Source organism: Rhizobium sp. P32RR-XVIII (assembly GCF_012641395.1).
In the GTDB taxonomy this organism is placed as follows: domain Bacteria; phylum Pseudomonadota; class Alphaproteobacteria; order Rhizobiales; family Rhizobiaceae; genus Rhizobium.
Window position 1 is genome coordinate 242,856 of record NZ_JABAIH010000006.1, and the last position, 19,818, is coordinate 262,673.

The following is a 19,818-nucleotide window of genomic DNA, read 5'->3' on the forward strand; positions in this document are numbered from 1 at the left end:
TTTTAGAACAGCGCATCGGCGAAGAGATCCTCATCATCCGCTGGCTTGGCGGTTTCAGGCGCGGCGGCAGTCGGTGCCGCCTCTTCCGTTGCCGGAATGATGCCACGGTGAACGTTGCGTTCCTGAACCATCGTGTAGAGCTTGAAGATCTTGCGATCGAGGGGTTCAACGAGCTCCGCGAGGTCGGAAATATCTGCTATCTCCGCACCAGCCGTCTCCTCAAGCACACTTGCGCAACGGGCCAGCACCTCACCGAGATCGTGCTGGAAATCGAGTTTGCCGATCATGAGGTTGATCTTGTTTGCCACTTCGCGGCCATGTTCGGCGAGGACCTTCAGTTCCTCTTCCATGAGATTGGCGGCGGACCGAATGGTGCCGACGGCGGACGTGAGGCTTTCGCCAAGGCCACCCGAGCTTGCGTCTGAGGCTGGCGCGATCTTGCCGGCAGCCGCTTCAAGCGCCGGCAGGCCGTTGACGATCGCGTCCGCCGAGTCGTCGAGCTTGCCGGCAAAGATGCGCAGCTCGGCGGTGACGACGTTGATTGATTTGCCTGCCTCACCGAGGCGGCTGCAGCGCAAGTTCGTGTTCAGCGCCATGTAGTTGATATCGGTCTTGACCGCGCGGATATTGCCGATTGCTTCGAGCAGCTTCGCAGCCGTTCCAAGTGTCGAATGGCTGACCTGATCTGCCTGGCGGCTTGCGGTATCGACCTGCATGACGATTTCATGTGCGGCCGAAACGCTCGATTCCAGCGCCCGCATGACGTTGCCGCCGGCATCGCCGCTCTGCCCGCTCATCTGATCGCGGAGCTTCAGAATCTCCTGCGTATCGTGGCCGAAGCTCGCAATCGTCTTGATGACGCTGCCGGATTCCCGATGGAAGTCCCGGCACATGTCGTCCATCTGGGCCGCCGTCAAATGGCTGATGACGTTTTCGAGCCGCTTACGCTGATCCGGATTGAGTGCCTTGCCCTCGCCGATTTCGAGGAACTCTTCGAGAAGAGTGAATGTGCTCTGCACATGCTCGATGCGCTGCCGGGTGATATCGCCGATCTGCAGTGCGGAAAGCGTCGAAGCGACCTTGCTCTGCACGCCGCGCGCGATAGCCCCAACGTCGCGGGCTATCATGCCGAGATTCTGGCGATGTGCCGCGATCCTCTGCGCATCGTCATGCAGCGCCTTGGCGACGGCTGGCACCGTCTCGGCATACCCCTTGGAGACGGCGGCACCAAATGCAAGCGCTGTTTTCACCTCCTTTTCGAGGATGTCCAGGTGGGCCGCGAAACGATTGACTTCGTCGGTTCCGGAGTAGATGCGCTCGAGGATTTCCTGTGCGAAGCCGTCGAATTCGGCAAGACCGGCGCCGGTGATCTTCACAGTGACGGCGAAGGTGCGCAGATAGCGCATCGTCTCCTGCATATCGGCTACGTGTTTACGCAGGCCGGTGCCCGTTTCAGCAAGCGAAGCGAGCGCTTGCTGGCGGGCGTCTTCTGCCGCCGGCAGGGCGGTGAGATTGGAGACCGTCGCGTTCAGGTCGGCGCCTGCATCACTCGACTCATTGCTGTCGAGCGACTTCGTAATCGCGTCGAGCGAATTCAGCAGACGGTTCAAGACATCCATCACGGAAAGCAGCACGGTGCCGCCTTCCAGGAACCGTTCCTCGACCTGACTGCGGGCGGTCTCGAGCGTCTCTCCAACGCTCGAAGCCGAAGTCAATAGCGCCGCCCGTGCCGTCCCCCTCGCGTGTGTCACGTCTGTCCCTTTACTTAGAATAGAGGCAAGTTCTGTTCTATTTCTACGGGCAGGATGGAAACGACCGGTAAACACGCAGGACTCGCGGACGTTGTGATTAACGGGAGGTTAAGAAAACAAACGTTCTTGTCAGGCGAACTTCGTGGCGGCCAACTAATGGATTGAAAACGCTCAGTTTCGTCAAAGCTGAACGAGTCTCATTATAACTTATCCCCGATGAAAATTCAGGGAGTCGGGACTCGCCTGAATTGCGCTTTCATACAACCCCTGTTTACCCGCGGTTAAGCCTGTCGTGAGAGTCCTTATAGGGTCGTAAAGTATTTCTCCCGATCAGGAGGCTTAATTGGAGCCGCAAGAAGAATTTCATAAATATATTTCTGTATCAAATACATTAAATATAAGAAATATAGCAGAAATAAACGCAAGTATTGTTGCTGCGTTAAGTAACAATAGCTCCATCGTCATTAAGGTCGAGGAAGGGCTCGATGCGGATTTGAGCTTCGTCCAGCTCGTCGAATCCGCTCGCCGTGAAGCCAAAGCACAAAACAAGAAAGTTTCGCTGGCAGCTCCGGCTGCGGGCTCGGTCCTGAAGGTTCTCGAGCGCGCCGGTCTCATCGAAGCATTCGATCGCGAAGACGCAAAGTTCTGGTTGCATAAAGAGGTTACAGCATGATCGCCAACATTCTGACAGTCGACGATTCCGCCAGCATCCGCCTGACGACCAAGGTCACTCTCACCAATGCCGGCTACACCGTAACGGAAGCGGTCAACGGCGCTGAAGGGCTTGCAGCGGCAAAAGGCGGTCAATTCGACCTCATCGTGACCGATCTCAACATGCCGATCATGGACGGCCTGACGATGATTGAGGAACTGCGCAAGCTTCCGGCGCATACCGGTGTTCCGATCATCTTCCTCACCACCGAGTCCGATGCCGATCTGAAAGCGCGCGCGAAAGCAGCTGGCGCCACCGGTTGGCTGACGAAGCCCTTTGATCCCGACAACCTCGTGAAGATCGTCAAGAAGGTTTTAGGAAGATGAGCGCGCTCGATCCGGTTGCAGTCTTCCGCATGGAAGCGGCCGAATGCCTCGAAGCAATCGAGGCAGGCCTTCTTGATCTCACTCATCAGCTTGACGACAAGAATCTTGTCGATGCCGTCTTCCGCGGGCTTCATACGCTCAAGGGCTCCGGCGCGATGTTCGGTTTCGAGGCGCTTGCCGCTTTTACCCACCATTGCGAAACTGCGTTCGACCGCGTCCGCAAGGGCGAGGTGCCAGCAACGGCCGAACTGGTCGCCGCCGTCCTCGCCGCGCAGGACCATATGCGTGCGCTGGTGGACCAGCCGGATGCCGATCACGGCGATACCGGACAGAAGCTCCTTGCGCAGTTGCAGGCGGCGGTCGGCAGTCACGCGGGCGCAAAGGCGACCGTAGTCGCGCCCGAGCCGGCGGCTGCCAAAGCCGTACCGCCCGCAGCAAAGAAGAAGAACAACTGGCGCATCCGCTTCAGCCTTCCGTCGAATGCTATGGCCAATGGCACCAATCCGCTCGGCCTGCTGGACGAACTGCGTGATTTCGGCGAATGCACGGTGCGCGCCAATACGGCGGGGATCCCTCCGCTGTCCGAGCTTTCTCCGACTGAGCTCTACATCTCGTGGGAAGTCATGCTGAGCACCGAGCACGATCGCTCGGCAATCGACGATGTTTTCATTTTCGTCATGGACGACATGGAGCTCGACGTCGTGGATGTCGCTGCGCCTGCCGAGGTCGTGTCCGAAGTCGAGACGCCTGCCGCCACGGTAGTTGCCGCCGCCGAACCGGTCCCGCCGCCCGCGGCTGTGCCCCCCTTCAAACCGGTCGAGGCCGTGCCTGCGAAGCGGGAGGCGGCTGCTCTGGCGGATGGCCGCCAGGCCAAGGCGCAGGAGAACGTCCGCGTTCCGGCCGAGCGGCTGGACGAACTCATGGACCGCGTCGGCGAGCTTGTCATTGCCCAGTCGCGCCTCAGCCAGCTCGCAAGCTCCAGCGCCGACATAGCCCTTCGCTCCGTTTCCGAAGAGATCGAGCGCCTTTCCGGCGAATTGCGTGACACGATGATGGTGCTGCGCATGGTTCCGGTCGCAACTCTCTTCTCGCGCTTCCGCCGCCTCGTTCACGATCTCGCCCGCGAAACCGGCAAGGTCATCGAGCTGGTGACGGAAGGAGAAAGCACCGAAGTCGACAAGACCGTCATCGAGCGGCTGGCCGATCCTCTGGTCCATCTCGTCCGCAACTCGATCGACCATGGTCTGGAAACGCCTGCCGACCGCCTCGCTGCCGGTAAACCAGAGGCGGGCACCGTGACGCTCTCGGCCCGCCAGTCAGGCGGCGAGGTTATCATCTCCATCAAGGACGACGGCCGCGGCATCAACCGCGACCGGGTGCGTGCCAAGGCGGAATCGTCTGGTCTCATCGCTCCCGGGCAGCAGCTTTCGGATTCCGAACTGCTGCAGCTCATCTTCGCTCCGGGCTTCTCGACGGCGGCGACGATCACCAATCTCTCCGGCCGTGGCGTCGGCATGGATGTCGTCAAGAAGACCGTCGAGGCGCTTCGCGGCACGATCGATATTGTCAGCGTTCCCGGCGAGGGCTCCGAAGTGTCGCTCCGCATTCCGCTGACGCTCGCCATCATCGATGGTCTGCTCGTTCGCGTCGGTTCGGGCCGCTATGTGATCCCGCTCTCGGCGGTCGAGGAATGCCTCGAACTGTCGCTCGAGGAGGATCTGCGCTCGCGCGGCCGCAGCTTCATCTCGCTGCGCGACAGCCTCGTGCCGTTCCTTCGCCTGCGCGATCTCTTCCGCACCGGCACCAAACCGGACGTGCACCAGAAGGTCGTCGTCATCTCGACAGGCACGGAACGCGTCGGCCTGGTCGTCGACCAGATCATCGGCGATCACCAGACGGTCATCAAGTCGATGTCGAAGCTGCATCACGACGTGGCGACCTTCTCCGGCGCCACCATTCTCGGCGACGGCAGCGTCGCCCTCATTCTCGACGTCGGACATCTCGTGGCCGCCGGTCAACAACAGGAGGCGCAATTGCGGGTAGCAGGATGAGCGCAGCAGCAGAGAAGATCAGCCATCACTGGAACTATGCCGACGAAGTCGAAGTTCTGACCTTCGACATGAACGGCGAGACTTTCGCGCTCGAAGCCGTCATCGTTCAGGAAATCCTGGATCTGCTTCCGGAAACCGCGGTGCCCGGTGCGCAGCCATTCGTCGCAAGTGTCATCAACTTCCGCGGCAAGGTCATTCCGCTTGCCGATCTTCGCCTCGCCTTCGGCATGGAGGCAACCGAGGCGACGATCGATAGCCGCATCATCGTCATCCAGATCGACCTGCAGGGAGAGCAGACACTTGTCGGTCTCAGGACCGACAAGGTGAATGAAGTCACCACGCTTGCAAAGTCGGCAAGCGAAGCGCCGCCAAGCGTCGGCATGCGCTGGCGCGCAGACTACATCAATTGCCTGGTCAAGCGGGGCGGCGAATTCATCATCCTCCCCAATCTTCAGGCGATTTTCTCTTCGAAGCACGAAGCCGCCGGCGCGGGAAACTAATCCCGGACAGGCAAAGAGGTGTTTAAAATTATGCGATTGACGATCAAGACAAAGTTAGTGGCGGCGTTCTCGCTCATTATCGTGATGATGATGGGTACGGCCGCATATGGCATTATCAGCCTTTCCGGGCTCAATACCGCAATCAGTAACGTGCTTACCGGTCCGGCTCTGCGCCTCGAACTCGCACAGCAGATCAACATCGGCGAGCTGCAGGCCATCCGCCAGCAGAAGAACCTATTGATGGCAGCCGATCAGGCAGCAATGGAGGCCGCGATCACCAATGGTGACGCAGGCCGCGCCGATTTCGAAAAGGCGCTCTCGCAAGCCGAGGCGATCTCCACCGAGGACGGCAAGCCGCTCTGGGCCAATATCCGCCAGCTGTCGGTGGCCTTCTACCAGTCCGACGACGAGATCCGCCAGCTGATGCGCGCTGGCGACCGGGCAGGCGCAAACAACATCTCCTCGACGGTTGCCCGCAAGGCGGCGACCGATATCGACGACGCCGTCGAGGCAATCACGAAACTCGAGAAGTCCCAGCTCGACGTCGCCGACGACGATGCCGAAGCGGAGTACCAGCAGACGCGCCTTTTCATGATCAGCGTCGTCGCCGCCGCCTTCCTCATGGCAGCTGTAACGGCCTTCTGGATCGCAAGCACGATCAGCAAGGGGCTCTCCCGCGCCAACACGGTCGTCCGCGAGGTTTCCGAAGGCGACCTGACCAAGATGGCCGAGATCACCAACCGCGACGAAATCGGTGAACTTCTCGGAAACGTCAACATCATGATCGAACGCCTCCGCGGCGTCGTTGGTGATGCCTTGTCGGCAGCCGACAACGTCTCCTCGGGTAGCCAGGAACTGTCAGCAAGCTCCGAGCAGGTCTCGCAAGGGGCGACCGAACAGGCAGCTTCTGCCGAGGAAGCATCGGCTTCGATGGAGCAGATGGCCGCCAACATCAAGCAGAACGCCGACAATGCCGCGCAGACGGAAAAGATCGCCCGTCAGTCGGCCAAGGACGCGGAAGCTTCCGGCGACGCCGTCAACCGTGCGGTCGATGCCATGCGCACGATCGCCGAGAAGATCGGCATCGTCCAGGAAATCGCCCGCCAGACCGACCTGCTCGCTCTGAACGCTGCCGTCGAGGCAGCCCGTGCAGGCGAACACGGCAAGGGCTTTGCGGTCGTCGCGTCGGAAGTGCGCAAGCTTGCCGAGCGCAGCCAATCGGCTGCTGCCGAGATCAGTTCAATGTCGAGCGACACCGTTAAGGCAGCCCGCGACGCCGGCGAAATGCTCGGCCGTCTGGTTCCGGATATCCGCAAGACCGCGGAACTGGTCTCTGAAATCAGCGCCGCCTGCCGCGAGCAGGACATCGGCGCCTCGCAGATCAACGAAGCCATCCAGCAGCTCGACAAGGTAACCCAGCAGAATGCCGGCGCCTCCGAAGAGATGTCGGCAACCTCCGAAGAACTGGCAGCACAGGCTGAAGAACTCCAGGCTTCGATCGCCTTCTTCAAGGTCGATACCGCCGGGACCAAGAAGGTCGCCGCTCACAAGGCTCCGGCGAAGACTCCTGCAAAGGTCATCAATGCTCCCATTCGCAAGGCATCGCAGGATGTCTCGCACGTCGGCCGTAACCAGTCCGTCTCCGCCCAGCAGGCACGCGCCAAGGGCTTTGCCTTGGACATGTCGATGGGTGGGCCGGACGCCGGTGACGACGACTTCCGCGAAAGCGCCTGATCAATGAAATGCCGCGGCTGGTTTTGCCAGTCGCGGCATTGACGATGCCCAACGGATGTTGACGTTGGAGGCGTGGCTGGCTCTGCCACTCGCTCACGCAAGAGTAGATGCAAGGCTCTTCATTCCACAATGCGAACCGCTCTCGCACTCAGAAAACCGGTTGGGATGACACCGGTCTTTCTAAAATACCCAAGGGGCTACTCATGCGTCTAACGATCAAATTAAAGCTGGCTTTGGTCTTCGCCGCGGTCATTTTGCTTAGCGGATTGATGGCGGGTCTTGCGATCTACAATCTTTCGTCGCTGAATTCCGAGATCACAAAGATGATCGCGGAGCCGATCAACGATTTGAAAAACGTCTCCGCGCTCAGCGACATGCTCAATAACAGCGTCCGGGCCGAAAAGAATGCGGTCCTAAATAATAATCCTGCCGAGATCGCCGAGTTCGTTCAGGCGATGCTCGACCATCAGAACGGAATCGAAGATCTGACCGTAAAGCTCGAAGCTTCCGCTGATCCGGATGTGCGGACACAGGCCGGTCAATTCAGGGCGGTCTACGAGCAATACGTGCCTATCCAGAAACGAATTGCCGACCTGGCAACGCAGAACACCGCCGAGTCGAATTCCGAGGCCTCCGGATTGACGATGAAGCAAGGCCGCGAGCTCATGGACAAAGCTCTCAAGGTCATGGAGGACATGCGGGACACGATTTCCGGTGACGTCAACGAAACCGATCAGGCGACCGACGCTCAGTATGCCAACTCGCGACTCCATCTCGTTGCCATTACCGTCTTGCTTATCGTGTTCTCGGTCGGTTGCGCCACCTGGATTTCGCTCAATATCTCCCGTGGCCTGAGGCGTGCCGTCAATCTGGCCGACGCCGTCAGCATCGGCGATCTGGATCAGAGTATCGAGCACAAGAGCAACGATGAAATCCGCGATCTGGTCGCCTCCATGACGAAGATGACGGATAACCTGCGCAATACCGCAGAGATCGCGAACCAGATCGCCAACGGCGACCTGACGGCGTCTCCGAAGCCGCTTTCGGACAAAGACGTTCTTGGCATCGCTCTTGAACAAATGGTCGAGCGCCTGCGCGGCGTCGTCGCCGATGCAATCTCGGCCGCAGAGAACGTTTCTGCCGGTAGCCAGGAACTGTCGGCAAGCTCCGAGCAGGTCTCCCAGGGTGCGAGCGAGCAGGCAGCCTCGGCCGAAGAGGCCTCCGCTTCGATGGAGCAGATGGCCGCCAATATCAAGCAGAATGCCGACAACGCGGCGCAGACCGAAAAGATTGCCCGCCAGTCCGCCAAGGACGCCGAGACGAGCGGCGACGCGGTCAAGCGTGCAGTCGACGCGATGCGCACGATCGCCGAGAAGATCGGCATCGTTCAGGAAATCGCCCGCCAGACCGACCTGCTCGCTCTGAATGCTGCGGTCGAAGCAGCCCGTGCCGGCGAACATGGCAAAGGCTTTGCTGTCGTGGCTTCCGAGGTGCGTAAGCTTGCCGAGCGCAGCCAGTCGGCGGCGGCCGAGATCAGCTCGATGTCGGGCGATACTGTCAAGGCGGCCCAGGAAGCTGGCGACATGCTTGGCCGCTTGGTGCCGGATATCCGCAAGACCGCCGAACTGGTCTCTGAAATCAGCGCGGCCTGCCGCGAACAGGATATCGGCGCCTCACAGATCAACGAGGCCATCCAGCAGCTCGACAAGGTGACCCAACAGAACGCCGGTGCCTCCGTCGAGATGTCGGCAACCTCCGAGGAACTGGCAGCACAGGCCGAAGAACTGCAAGCCTCGATCGCCTTCTTCAAGGTTGATACGGCAGGACCAAAGAAGGCCGGTATTCACAGGGCGTCGGCTAAAACCTCTGGCAAGCTCGTGGAGACTCCGGCTCGCAAGATCGCGCAAGACCACGCTGGCCGTGGCCAGTCCGTTTCTGCGCAGCAGGCACGCGCCAAGGGCTTCGCACTGGATATGTCGATGGGTGGACCGGACGTGGGCGATGCCGATTTCCGCGAAAGCGCCTGAGCGCTTCGCTGGAACTGAGACTGCCGCGGGCTCCTGGTCCGCGGCTTGAAATGCCCAACGTGTGTATGCGTTGGTATCGCAATCGGCGGGTATCCCCGTGCTGTGAAATGGCTGCCAGGATCCCAGGGGGGATCCCTTCCAGCCATGGTGCGGTGCATCGGAGCCTTCTACCGGCAGGTAGGTCAACATCCGCAGTCCGGCGCGCTGTGGTTTGAGAGCCGATCGCGAGATTGTGGCGAGCTGGCAGACGGCGGACCTCAAGCGAGCGACGATGATCTCATGAGGGGTAGATGTTCTTCGAGCCGATGCGCCGGAAACCAGCGGGGCGGTGCTCCCACCGCCAGCTGAAATAAAGGATTCTCCAAATGCGCTTTACGATCAAAGCCAAAATGACAATGGCCTTCGGGCTGCTGATTGCTGTGACCATTGCCTGTGCTGCGTTCGGTATGCGGGGCGCGAGCATGGTCGCATCGATGCAGAACGATCTCCTCACCGGCCCGGTACGCCAGGACGGCTACGCTTCCAATCTCGCCCGAGCATTCGACTCGTTAAATCTGGCCGAGAGCGATCTTCTGCTGGCCACGACTGCGGAGCGGACGCAGCAGGCGGTCGAGGGCATCAAGCAACAGCGCAAAGCGTTCGAAGACGCGCTTGCGCTCGGGAAGGACAGCGCGGCTGACGAGCTCAAGCCAAAGTGGCAGGCCATCGCCGATTTTTGGAGCGATTACGCTCGTCTGAACGACAAAATTAGGGAGCTTGCGCTTGCCGGTCAGCGCGACCAAGCCGTTGAAGTCGACCAGACCGAAGGCGGAGCTGCTGCCGAAAAGCTTGACGGGCTGACGGAATCGCTCGCGGGCCTGACGCGCGAAGCGATCAGCGCAGGCGATGAGGCGGCTGACGCGGCATTCGGCAGCACATTCAACATGTTGATTGTCATTGCAGCCGTTGGCGTGGCCCTATCTATCGCGACGGCGCTGTGGATTGGCATCGATATCATGCGCGGCCTGTCGAAAATTCGTGCCGCCGCCAATGCCGTTGCCATCGGCGATCTGGAGCAGACGATCGAAGTTCGTACGAATGATGAGATCAAGGATCTCGTCGATACGATGAACGGCATGACTGCCAATCTCCGCCGCACTGCGGATGTGGCAAACAGCATCGCGGCAGGCGATCTCTCGATCGACCCGAAGCCGCTTTCGGAGAAGGACGTGCTCGGCTTTGCGATGCAAAGCATGGTGACTAACCTGCGTACGACAGCCAACATCGCCGACCAGATCTCGAACGGCGACCTGACGGTCTCTCCGACGCCGCTCTCGGACAAGGATGTGCTTGGCATCGCTCTCGAACAGATGGTCGAACGCCTGCGCGGCGTCGTCGCGGATGCGATTGCGGCCGCCGAGAATGTGTCGTCTGGCAGCCAGCAACTGTCGGCAAGCTCCGAGCAGGTCTCTCAAGGGGCGACCGAACAGGCAGCTTCCGCCGAGGAAGCATCGGCTTCGATGGAGCAGATGGCGGCCAACATCAAGCAGAACGCCGACAATGCGGCCCAGACCGAGAAGATCGCCCGCCAGTCCTCCAAGGACGCCGAGGCAAGCGGCGAAGCCGTCGCCCGTGCCGTCGATGCCATGCGTACGATTGCCGAGAAGATCGGCATCGTTCAGGAAATCGCCCGCCAGACCGACCTGCTCGCCTTGAACGCTGCGGTTGAAGCGGCGCGTGCCGGCGAACATGGCAAGGGCTTTGCGGTGGTGGCTTCCGAGGTGCGCAAGCTTGCCGAACGCAGCCAGTCGGCGGCGGCGGAAATCTCGTCCATGTCGAGTGATACGGTGAAGGCTGCTGCCGACGCCGGCGACATGCTCGGCCGTCTGGTGCCGGATATCCGCAAGACCGCCGAACTGGTTTCCGAAATCAGCGCGGCTTGCCGCGAGCAGGATATCGGCGCCGCGCAGATCAACGAAGCGATCCAGCAGCTCGACAAGGTGACCCAGCAGAACGCCGGTGCCTCCGAAGAGATGTCGGCAACTTCCGAAGAGCTCGCCACGCAGGCCGAAGAACTGCAGGCCTCGATCGCCTTCTTCAAGATCGAGACCTCGGGCAATCGCGGGAGCCGCACGCCAGCTGCCAAGATGACCGTCCGCAGCCCGGCCATTGCAGCCCCTCGCAAGCCTGCTGGTAAGGCTCCGGCAGCCAACAGCGTCTCCGCCCAGCAGGCGCGGGTGAAGGGTTTTGCTCTCGATCTATCCATGGGCGGTCCCGATGACGGTGACGCCGATTTCAAGGAAAGCGCATAAAGATGGCTACAACGTCCCTGGAAGCTCAGTTCGTGACCTTCAGCCTCGGCGAGGAAACCTTCGCCGTGCCGGTGGAGGTTGTTCGGGAAATTCTCGACTATGCGGAAGCCTTCAAGATTCCGAACGGTCCTGATTACCTGCTCGGCCTTCGCGATGTGCGCGGCCAGGGCGTTCCGACGATCGACCTCAGGCTAAAGCTCGGCCTGTCGAAGACCGTGCCTACATCGCATACGCGGGTGCTCGTGCTCGACATTCCGATGGAAAACCGCACGCTGACGCTCGGTCTTGTCGCCGATCGTGTCTTCGAGGTCACGCCTTTCCGGCGTGACCAGATCGAGCAGGCGCCGGACATCGGTGTTCGCTGGCGGTCTGATTACATTGCGGGCGTCGTGCGCCGCGAAAACGGCTTCGTCGTCATCGTCGATCTCGCGCGGCTCCTGTCGCGCGAGGACGCTTCCGTATTGCAATCGGCGGCCTAGCGCCGCCACCTCGGAGTAGTTCATGAGTATGGCAGCGGTGCAAGCCGGCGACCGGATCAGCAAGCGCAATTTCGATATGCTTGCCCGGTTCATTTACGACTACAGCGGTATCAAGATGCCGCCGACAAAGCTGACGATGCTGGAGGGGCGGTTGCGCCGGCGGCTTCGCGCGACGAACCATTCGACGTTCGACGACTATTGCGATTTCCTCTTCAATGATGGCGGACTGGAACAGGAGGCGATCTATCTGATCGACGTCGTCACGACGAACAAGACGGACTTCTTCCGCGAAGCGAGGCATTTCGACTTTATGCAGGCGGTGGCGTTGCCGGCTCTGGTAAACAGCGGCATTCGCACCATCCGCACCTGGAGCTCCGCCTGCTCGACAGGCGCTGAACCCTATACGATGGCAATGGTGCTTGCCGAATTCACCGAAGCGCGCAGCGACCTGAAGTACAGTATTCTCGCGACCGATCTCAGCACGGATGTGTTGCAGACGGCCCGCAGGGGCATATATCCGCAGGACCTCGTCCAGCCCGTTCCTCACGATCTGCAGCGGAAATACGTGATGACCGCCAAGCAGCCCGGACGAGGGGAAGTACGGATTTCGCCGAAGCTGCGCGGCAAAGTCGGCTTTGCGCGCATGAACCTGATGGATGAGAAATATCCCGTCGGAGATGTCATGCAGATCATCTTTTGCCGCAACGTTCTCATCTATTTCGACAAGCCGACGCAGCAGGGCGTCTTAAGCCGGTTGTGCGATTGCCTGGCAAAAGGCGGCTATATGTTCATTGGACATTCGGAATCGATCACTGGCTTCGACTTGCCGTTGAAGCAGGTGTCCAATACCGTTTTCCAGAAGACCTGAAGCAGAGGCGAGATGGGAAAGAAAGTCCGCGTTCTAATCATCGACGACTCCGCTAGCGTGCGCCAGACGCTGACCCGCGTTTTGCAAGAGGACCCGGACATCGAAGTCATGGGCGTTGCGAGCGATCCTTTCATGGCTGCGCGAAAGCTGCAGGAGGATGTCCCGGACGTCATCACGCTCGATGTGGAAATGCCGCGCATGGATGGCATCACCTTCTTGCGCAAGCTGATGTCGCAGCATCCCATCCCGGTTGTCATGTGTTCGTCGTTGACGGAGGCTGGTTCCGAGACGCTGATCCAAGCGTTGGAGGCCGGTGCGGTCGATATCATCCTGAAGTCGAAGATCGGCGCGGCGGACAGTCTGGCCGATGATGCAATCCGCATCCGCGAGGTGGTAAAGAGTGCTTCGTATGCGCGGCTGCCTGCGATGCGTCGTGCTGCAGGGACGATCCGCTCGGCGTCTGCAGAGGGGCCTGCAAAGAAACTGACGGCGGATGCGATGCTTCCACCACCGACTGGCCGCGCGATGGCGAAGACGACGGAAATGGTGGTCTGCGTCGGCGCATCGACCGGCGGAACAGAGGCTCTCCGCGAATTCCTGGAAGCGCTTCCTGCCAATGCGCCGGGAATGGTCATTGTCCAGCACATGCCGGAAAAGTTCACGGCGGCGTTCGCCAAGCGTCTCAATGGTCTCTGCGAGGTGGAAATCAAGGAAGCGGCGGATGGCGATCCAGTGCTTCGCGGCCACGTGCTGATCGCTCCCGGCGACCGGCACATGCTTTTGGAACGGCAGGGCGCACGCTACCATGTTTCCGTCAAGACCGGTCCGCTGGTCTCGCGGCATCGCCCGTCGGTCGACGTGCTCTTCCGTTCCGCGGCGCGCGCTGCCGGTTCGAACGCGATGGGCATCATCATGACGGGTATGGGCGATGACGGCGCGCGCGGCATGCTCGAGATGCATGAGGCCGGCGCTTACACGGTCGCTCAGGATGAGGCGAGCTCGATTGTCTTCGGCATGCCGAAGGAAGCAATCGCCAAAGGCGGCGTGGATCGCATTCTGCCGCTCGACCAGATCGCTCGCGAAGTACTGCTAACCCAGCAGAAGTTCTGAGCTTCGTCGCGCAGTCCGAGACCGGTGAGCCTCGACGGCAATTCCGCCCGGAAGGTCCGCCGATCTCGCCATGCCTGGTTCCCCTTGAAATTTGCCCGATTTTGTGGTCTTGAGGCCGCCAACCTTTTTATGAGCGCTGCCGTTTCCGGCGATCAGGGACTTTCCCGCCCTGACAGCGCATCCCGTCCAGTTCCAAGGAAAATGCCCCGATGGCCCGTTCTGCTCTTCTCAATGTCATGGTTCAGGCTGCCATCAAGGCAGGCAAGTCGCTGGGGCGTGATTTCGGGGAAGTGCAGAACCTGCAGGTGTCCGTGAAGGGCCCGGGCGATTTCGTGTCCAACGCCGACCGGAAGGCCGAAAAGATCGTCAAGGACGAACTGCTGAAGGCACGGCCGACCTATGGCTTCCTTGGCGAGGAGAGCGAAGAGATCAAGGGCACTGACGGCGCCCATCGCTGGATCGTCGACCCGCTCGATGGCACGACCAATTTTCTGCACGGCATTCCGATGTTTGCCGTGTCGATCGCGCTCGAGCGCAACGGCGAAATCGTCGCGGGCGTCGTCTTCAATCCGGCGACTGACGAGCTCTACACTGCTGAGCGGGGCGGCGGGGCGTTTCTCAACGATCGTCGTCTGCGCGTCGGCGCCCGCCGCGTGCTTTCGGATTCCGTCATTGGCTGCGGCGTGCCGCATCTCGGCCGTGGCAATCACGGCAAGTTTCTTGTCGAGCTTCGTCATGTCATGGGGGAGGTGGCTGGCATTCGCCGCATAGGCTCGGCCGCGCTCGATCTTGCTTACGTTGCCGCCGGGCGCTTCGACGGTTTCTGGGAAGCGGGATTGTCTCCGTGGGATATCGCAGCCGGCATTCTGCTCATCCGCGAAGCGGGCGGCTATGCGACTGACTGGAACGGTGGGACGGATATCCTTGATACCGGCGCGCTGGTTGCCGGCAACGAGTATATTCACAAGGCTCTGATGGAAACCATCAAGCGCCCGATACCTACGAAATGACGTCGGCGAAAACTGGCTGTTGTAAAGACACGGTTTTCTCTTCGCGCATACTTCAATTCGGCACAATGTTGCTCTAGTCTCCGGCTGCAAGCAATCCGGAGGCTGCGCAACGATGGAAAATGTGAATGCGGCGGAGTTCGGCTCGACCGAAAAACCGAGCGGCAACTATGTCTACAAGCTCTCCAGTCCGATGCCGTTTCTCTGGACGATGCTGCTTTTTCTTGTCATCGTCGGTTTTATCGCCGCCATTCTTTTCCGGCAGGCGCAGTCAGCCTTCATGCACAATCCGGGCCTCAACGGCCTGATTCTCGGTGTTCTGGCCGTCGGGATCATCCTCGTCTTCAGCCACGTGCTGTCTCTTCGTCCGGAAGTGCGCTGGTTCAATTCCTTCCGCGCGGCTGGCAGCGCGGACAAGGTCAACCGCAATCCGAGACTGCTTGCGCCGATGCGCGCGCTGATCGGTAATCGTAAGTCAACGGCGACGCTTTCGACGACCGCGCTGCGCTCCATCCTGGACTCGATCGCCACGCGCCTCGATGAATCCCGCGATACGTCACGTTATCTCATTGGCCTTCTGGTCTTCCTCGGCCTGCTCGGCACGTTCTGGGGTCTCATCGGTACGATCGGCTCGATCAGTGGCGTCATTCAGTCGCTGGATGCAGGATCGAACGGTTCCGGCGACGTGCTGACGACGCTCAAGGAAGGCCTTTCGATGCCGCTTTCCGGCATGGGGCAGGCCTTCTCGTCATCGTTGCTCGGGCTTTCCGGATCACTCATTCTCGGCTTCCTCGACCTTCAGGCGGGCCGGGCACAGAACCGCTTCTACATGGAGCTCGAAAACTGGCTTTCGTCGGTGACTGACGTCGGCTCCGACCTGGCTGTTCAGCCGATCGACGGGGCTACGTCTTCCGAGGATGTTCGCGCGTTGTCGGACTATCTGAAGAAGGTTGCCGATGAAGGGGGCGCCGGCAGCCAGCGCTCGGTCGCGGCGATGGCAAGTCTTGCCGAAGGCATCCAGGGCCTCGTCAAGAACATGCGCAACGAGCAGCAGATGCTGCGCGACTGGATCGAAGCGCAGCAGGACGAGGCGAAAGCCATGCGCCGCACGCTCGACCGGCTCGCCGAGCGTATCGGCGGACAGGAAAGGTATAGCTCTTCCGAACGGAGCCATCGAGCCCATACCGAGAAGAGCGAGGGCAAGTAAACCATGGCGCTCGCCCGAAACCGCCGCCGCCAAGGAGAAATGAACTACTGGCCAGGTTTCGTCGACGCTCTGTCGACGCTTCTGATTGCCATCATGTTTCTGCTGACGGTGTTCGTCGTCGGCCAGTTCATTCTCAGCCGGGAGATTTCCGGCCGCGACGAGGTGCTGAACCGCCTCAACAGTCAAATCAACGAGCTGACGCAACTGCTAGCCCTCGAGAAAGGCAGCAACCAGGATCTCGAGGATTCCGTCGCCAATCTGCAGGCGTCGCTTGCGACCGCAGAAGGCGAACGCTCGCGGCTGCAGGCGCTGCTCGACGCCGGCTCCGGCGGGCAGGACGCGGCGCAGCAGCGCATCGGCGGCCTGACCAAGGAGTTGGACGAGCAGAAACAGATGAGCGACCGGGCCATGAGCCAAGTCGAGCTTCTCAACCAGCAGATTTCGGCACTCAGGAGCCAAATCGCAGCCGTCGAGGCGGCGCTGCAGGCCTCGGAACAGAAGGACCAGAGCTCGCAGGCGAAGATCGCCGATCTCGGCCGGCGCCTCAACGTCGCACTGGCCCAGCGCGTCCAGGAGCTCAATCGCTATCGCTCGGATTTCTTCGGACGCTTGCGCGAAATCCTCTCCGATCGTGAGAATATCCGCATCGTCGGCGACCGTTTCGTTTTCCAGTCGGAAGTCCTGTTCCCCTCCGGCAGTTCCGATCTCAATCCGGAAGGCACCGCCGAGATGGGCAAACTTGCCACCGCGCTGCTCGACCTGGCGAAGGAAATCCCGCCTGAAATCAATTGGGTGCTCCGCGTGGACGGCCATACCGACAATGTGGCGCTGTCCGGATCTGGCCGCTATCGCGACAACTGGGAGCTTTCCTCGGCGCGCGCGATTTCCGTCGTCAAATATCTCATTTCGCAAGGCGTACCGGCCGATCGGCTCGTCGCGGCAGGCTTCGGCGAATTCCAGCCAATTGCACCCGGCGATACCGCAGAGGCCCGCGCCACCAACCGTCGCATCGAGCTCAAGCTGACCGAGAAGTGATCGGGCAGTGTAAGGCGGCGCCTTGCGGGCGCCGCCAAACTGAGGTCAGGCCGTCGCCGTGGTCTGATCGTCCACCGTCGCGCCCGGCGCATTCTTCTTGATGGATTCGATCGCGCTCAGGGCCGACGCCTTGGCTTTGTAGCCTTCGGAACTGAACATGGATTCGCCGTTCGACGCCTTGAAGCGGAAACGGAATTCGCCGGCCTTGTCTTTGTAAACTTCAAACTTATACATCGATTATCTCCCAATATCAGGAAGTTGCCTGCTAACGGGAGATAATCTAGTGCAAAAGTTGAACTTATTCCATTTGGATATTTGCGCCCTTCACGATCGGACCCCACTTGGCCAGTTCGGCTTTCACATGAGCGCCAAGTTCCTCCGGCGTTGAGCCGACGATGGTGGCGCTGAATTCCTTCATGCGTTCGGCAACCGCCGGATCCTTCAGGGCCTTGTTGGCGGACTCATTGAGTTTCGCGACAACATCGGCAGGCGTATTCGCCGGTGCGAAGAGCGCGTTCCATGTATAGGTCTCGTAGCCGGGAACGCCAGACTCGGCGATAGTGGGGATATCGGGGAAGGATGGAGCGCGTTTCGCGGTCGTGACTGCCAAGGCCCGCAACTTCCCGGATTTGATGTGACCGGAGGAAGAGGGCAGGTTATCGAACATGATCGACACCTGGTTGCCCAAAAGATCGGTCAAGGCAGGTCCAGCACCCTTGTAGGGGATATGCTGCATCGTGACGCCAGCCATCGAATTGAACAGTTCGCCCGACAGATGCAGTGGCGTGCCGTTGCCGGAGGAAGCATAGCTCCACTTGTCGGGCTCGGCCTTCAGCAGCGCAATCAGTTCCTGCACGTTCTTGACGGGCAGTTCCGGATTGACGACGAGCACGTTAGGCACGATGACGAGCAACGAAACGGGGGCGAAATCCTTTTCCGGATTGTAGGGCGTGGATTTGAGGATGAGTGGGTTGAGCGCGTGCGTCGCAACCGTCCCCATCAGAATGGTATAGCCGTCCGGTTCGGCGCGGGCGACGTTGTCTGCACCGAGGTTCCCGCCCGCACCGGCGACATTCTGGACGACCACCTGCTGGCCCAGGTCTTCCGACATCTTCTCGGCGATGATGCGAGCGACGACATCCGTGGAGCCGCCGGCAGCAAAAGGAACGACCAGTGTAACCGCGCGATCCGGAAAGCCGTCGGCCTTTGCAGTCCCGGTCCCCAGAGCTGCAAGCAGTCCAAGGCCGAGCGCCATCCCGGCGCGACGGGTGATGTTAAAAATTACCATTCAATTCTCCTCCCAGAATTCAGCAGCTGTTCAAATCGGCAGGAGGAGGGTAGGGCATGGGCGGACAAAGGCAACCGAAAGCGGCCGGGCCGACATGCGACTTTAGTGTTGAGCGAAACGATCCGGCTGTTGATATTCCAATCGGTCCTTCGCTAACCATCTATACAGGGATGTTGATGTGTCCGCTTGGCGGGACGAGATTGTGGAGTTTCAAATGCAGGCCGTATCCAATCCATTACCAGCGCCCGTGGAGGCGGAGGATGGCCGTTGGCCGGTGCGCCGGCGAAAAATCCTCGACTGGCTGATCAACGATACCCGCGGCGAGCGATACATCGACAATATCCTGGTGGAGATGTGCATAAGGCTCCAGGCCGCAGGCGTTCCTGTCGCCCGCGCGACGATGCATTTCCGGACGCTCCATCCGCAATGGCGCGGTGCACGCGTCCTCTGGCGCCTTGGAATGCAGAAAGCCGAGATCACGACTTTCGGCTACGGCGTCGAATTGACGTCGCAATTCCTGAACAGCCCGATGAACGATATCTTCAGCGGAGCGGCAGAAGTCCGGCAGAAGCTGGAAGACGAGACCACTTCCTATCCGCTTTATGACGAGCTGCGAGGGGAAGGGCTGACGGATTACGTTGCCTGGCCGATGGATCATACGCTCGGCAAGCGGCACGTCGTCACCTTCTCAAGCGACAGGCCGGGCGGCTTTGACGATGAGCACCTGACCTTCCTCAGAGACCTCATGCCGGCGCTTACGCTCGTCACCGAAGTCCGGGTCAAAAACATTCTTGCTCGCACGCTACTGGAAACCTACGTCGGGCCACACGCAAGCGAGCAGATTCTGGCAGGCGCCACGACCCGCGGCAGCGGCGCAACGGTTGGCGCGGCGATCCTCATCTGCGACATGCGCGATTTCACGAAGATCTCCGATCTTTGGCCGCGCGACGATGTGCTCGAACTGCTGAACGCCTATTTCGATGCCATGTCGGAGCCGATCGAAAGGCATGGCGGTGAGATCCTGAAATTCATGGGCGACGGGCTGCTCGCTATCTTTCCTCTGATCACGCCGGAGGCCTGCCACAACCTTCTCAGTGCGATCAAGGAAGCTCAGGCCGCGATGGTCGAGCTCAATCAGTTCAACGAGGAGCGGAGGCTTGTGCAGCTCCGCTACGGCATCGGCGTACATGTCGGAGACGTGATGTACGGCAATATCGGCTCGCACAAGCGCCTCGATTTCACGGTGATCGGCCCGGCGGTCAACATCGCATCACGGCTAGAAAGTTTGACGAAGGAGATCAAGCGTCCCGTGCTGCTGTCGAAAGCCTTCGTCGAAATGGCCGGGTGCGAAGCCGGTTTGGAAAGCCTCGGCTCCTTCCCGCTGCGCGGGCTGGGCGAGCCTGTGGATGTCTACGCGTTTCCGGAACCCTGA

At 60.4% G+C, this 19,818-nt stretch carries 17 protein-coding genes; 14 read left to right on the top strand and 3 right to left on the bottom strand.

Going from position 1 to position 19,818, the window contains the following annotated elements; translation table 11 throughout:
- Positions 1-2 precede the first annotated feature (2 nt).
- A complete protein-coding gene (locus HGP14_RS19435; protein ID WP_168831519.1) occupies positions 3-1,751 on the bottom strand; it encodes a chemotaxis protein in 1,749 nt (582 codons plus the stop codon).
- 343 nt (positions 1,752-2,094) lie between these two features.
- Here HGP14_RS19435 and HGP14_RS19440 point away from each other — a divergent pair, with 343 nt between their 5' ends.
- The 13 genes from HGP14_RS19440 (at position 2,095) to HGP14_RS19500 (ending at position 17,098) form a co-directional block, all read left to right on the top strand.
- Positions 2,095-2,424, top strand: coding sequence for an STAS domain-containing protein (locus HGP14_RS19440; RefSeq protein ID WP_168831520.1), 330 nt, complete (start codon positions 2,095-2,097; stop codon positions 2,422-2,424).
- Complete coding sequence (locus tag HGP14_RS19445) at positions 2,421-2,789, top strand: response regulator (RefSeq protein WP_168831521.1); 369 nt, start codon at positions 2,421-2,423, stop codon at positions 2,787-2,789. Before HGP14_RS19440 ends, HGP14_RS19445 begins: the two co-directional genes overlap by 4 nt.
- Entirely contained in the window at positions 2,786-4,840 is a 2,055-nt protein-coding gene (locus HGP14_RS19450; RefSeq protein ID WP_168831522.1) for a chemotaxis protein CheA, read from the top strand. The genes HGP14_RS19445 and HGP14_RS19450 overlap by 4 nt, the downstream gene beginning before the upstream one ends.
- Positions 4,837-5,340, top strand: a complete 504-nt coding sequence (locus tag HGP14_RS19455) for a chemotaxis protein CheW (protein ID WP_168831523.1) — start codon at positions 4,837-4,839, stop codon at positions 5,338-5,340. The genes HGP14_RS19450 and HGP14_RS19455 overlap by 4 nt, the downstream gene beginning before the upstream one ends.
- Before the next feature lie 30 nt (positions 5,341-5,370).
- Positions 5,371-7,074 carry a methyl-accepting chemotaxis protein gene (locus tag HGP14_RS19460; protein ID WP_168831524.1) on the top strand — a complete coding sequence of 568 codons (1,704 nt, stop codon included), beginning with the start codon at positions 5,371-5,373 and terminating at the stop codon, positions 7,072-7,074.
- Between the two features lie 203 nt (positions 7,075-7,277).
- Positions 7,278-9,101 (top strand): methyl-accepting chemotaxis protein, encoded by a 1,824-nt coding sequence (locus HGP14_RS19465; RefSeq protein ID WP_168831525.1) that lies wholly within the window; start codon positions 7,278-7,280, stop codon positions 9,099-9,101.
- 365 nt (positions 9,102-9,466) lie between these two features.
- Positions 9,467-11,392 (top strand): methyl-accepting chemotaxis protein, encoded by a 1,926-nt coding sequence (locus HGP14_RS19470; RefSeq protein WP_168831526.1) that lies wholly within the window; start codon positions 9,467-9,469, stop codon positions 11,390-11,392.
- A 2-nt stretch (positions 11,393-11,394) separates the two neighbouring features.
- Positions 11,395-11,871, top strand: a complete 477-nt coding sequence (locus HGP14_RS19475) for a chemotaxis protein CheW (RefSeq protein WP_168831527.1) — start codon at positions 11,395-11,397, stop codon at positions 11,869-11,871.
- Between the two features lie 22 nt (positions 11,872-11,893).
- Positions 11,894-12,739, top strand: a complete 846-nt coding sequence (locus HGP14_RS19480) for a CheR family methyltransferase (RefSeq protein WP_168831528.1) — start codon at positions 11,894-11,896, stop codon at positions 12,737-12,739.
- A 12-nt stretch (positions 12,740-12,751) separates the two neighbouring features.
- Positions 12,752-13,849, top strand: coding sequence for a chemotaxis response regulator protein-glutamate methylesterase (locus HGP14_RS19485; RefSeq protein WP_168831529.1), 1,098 nt, complete (start codon positions 12,752-12,754; stop codon positions 13,847-13,849).
- A gap of 209 nt (positions 13,850-14,058) precedes the next feature.
- Positions 14,059-14,859, top strand: coding sequence for an inositol monophosphatase family protein (locus HGP14_RS19490; RefSeq protein WP_168831530.1), 801 nt, complete (start codon positions 14,059-14,061; stop codon positions 14,857-14,859).
- A 112-nt stretch (positions 14,860-14,971) separates the two neighbouring features.
- Entirely contained in the window at positions 14,972-16,063 is a 1,092-nt protein-coding gene (locus HGP14_RS19495; protein WP_168831531.1) for a flagellar motor protein MotA, read from the top strand.
- A gap of 3 nt (positions 16,064-16,066) precedes the next feature.
- Entirely contained in the window at positions 16,067-17,098 is a 1,032-nt protein-coding gene (locus tag HGP14_RS19500) for a peptidoglycan -binding protein (protein WP_168831532.1), read from the top strand.
- A gap of 45 nt (positions 17,099-17,143) precedes the next feature.
- On the opposite strand, the gene HGP14_RS19505 is transcribed toward HGP14_RS19500, so the two are convergent.
- Together HGP14_RS19505 and HGP14_RS19510 are read right to left on the bottom strand one after the other, a co-directional pair.
- Positions 17,144-17,332, bottom strand: coding sequence for a YegP family protein (locus HGP14_RS19505; protein ID WP_168831533.1), 189 nt, complete (start codon positions 17,330-17,332; stop codon positions 17,144-17,146).
- A gap of 64 nt (positions 17,333-17,396) precedes the next feature.
- On the bottom strand, positions 17,397-18,386 hold the full coding sequence (locus HGP14_RS19510) for a Bug family tripartite tricarboxylate transporter substrate binding protein (RefSeq protein WP_168831534.1): 990 nt from the start codon (positions 18,384-18,386) through the stop codon (positions 17,397-17,399).
- Positions 18,387-18,600: 214 nt separating this feature from the next.
- Between HGP14_RS19510 and HGP14_RS19515 the strand changes: the two genes are divergently transcribed.
- The gene (locus HGP14_RS19515) at positions 18,601-19,818 is read left to right on the top strand and encodes an adenylate/guanylate cyclase domain-containing protein (RefSeq protein ID WP_168831535.1); all 1,218 of its coding nucleotides are present in this window, start codon (positions 18,601-18,603) and stop codon (positions 19,816-19,818) included.

Excerpts from the sequence above, each read along its gene's own strand:
- HGP14_RS19445 (WP_168831521.1), top strand. The coding sequence starts at position 2,421 with ATGATCGCCAACATTCTGACAGTCGACGATTCCGCCAGCATCCGCCTG.
- HGP14_RS19450 (WP_168831522.1), top strand. The coding sequence starts at position 2,786 with ATGAGCGCGCTCGATCCGGTTGCAGTCTTCCGCATGGAAGCGGCCGAA.
- HGP14_RS19455 (WP_168831523.1), top strand. The coding sequence starts at position 4,837 with ATGAGCGCAGCAGCAGAGAAGATCAGCCATCACTGGAACTATGCCGAC.
- HGP14_RS19460 (WP_168831524.1), top strand. The coding sequence starts at position 5,371 with ATGCGATTGACGATCAAGACAAAGTTAGTGGCGGCGTTCTCGCTCATT.
- HGP14_RS19465 (WP_168831525.1), top strand. The coding sequence starts at position 7,278 with ATGCGTCTAACGATCAAATTAAAGCTGGCTTTGGTCTTCGCCGCGGTC.
- HGP14_RS19470 (WP_168831526.1), top strand. The coding sequence starts at position 9,467 with ATGCGCTTTACGATCAAAGCCAAAATGACAATGGCCTTCGGGCTGCTG.
- HGP14_RS19475 (WP_168831527.1), top strand. The coding sequence starts at position 11,395 with ATGGCTACAACGTCCCTGGAAGCTCAGTTCGTGACCTTCAGCCTCGGC.
- HGP14_RS19480 (WP_168831528.1), top strand. The coding sequence starts at position 11,894 with ATGAGTATGGCAGCGGTGCAAGCCGGCGACCGGATCAGCAAGCGCAAT.
- HGP14_RS19485 (WP_168831529.1), top strand. The coding sequence starts at position 12,752 with ATGGGAAAGAAAGTCCGCGTTCTAATCATCGACGACTCCGCTAGCGTG.
- HGP14_RS19490 (WP_168831530.1), top strand. The coding sequence starts at position 14,059 with ATGGCCCGTTCTGCTCTTCTCAATGTCATGGTTCAGGCTGCCATCAAG.
- HGP14_RS19495 (WP_168831531.1), top strand. The coding sequence starts at position 14,972 with ATGGAAAATGTGAATGCGGCGGAGTTCGGCTCGACCGAAAAACCGAGC.
- HGP14_RS19500 (WP_168831532.1), top strand. The coding sequence starts at position 16,067 with ATGGCGCTCGCCCGAAACCGCCGCCGCCAAGGAGAAATGAACTACTGG.
- HGP14_RS19505 (WP_168831533.1), bottom strand. The coding sequence starts at position 17,332 with ATGTATAAGTTTGAAGTTTACAAAGACAAGGCCGGCGAATTCCGTTTC.
- HGP14_RS19510 (WP_168831534.1), bottom strand. The coding sequence starts at position 18,386 with ATGGTAATTTTTAACATCACCCGTCGCGCCGGGATGGCGCTCGGCCTT.
- HGP14_RS19515 (WP_168831535.1), top strand. The coding sequence starts at position 18,601 with ATGCAGGCCGTATCCAATCCATTACCAGCGCCCGTGGAGGCGGAGGAT.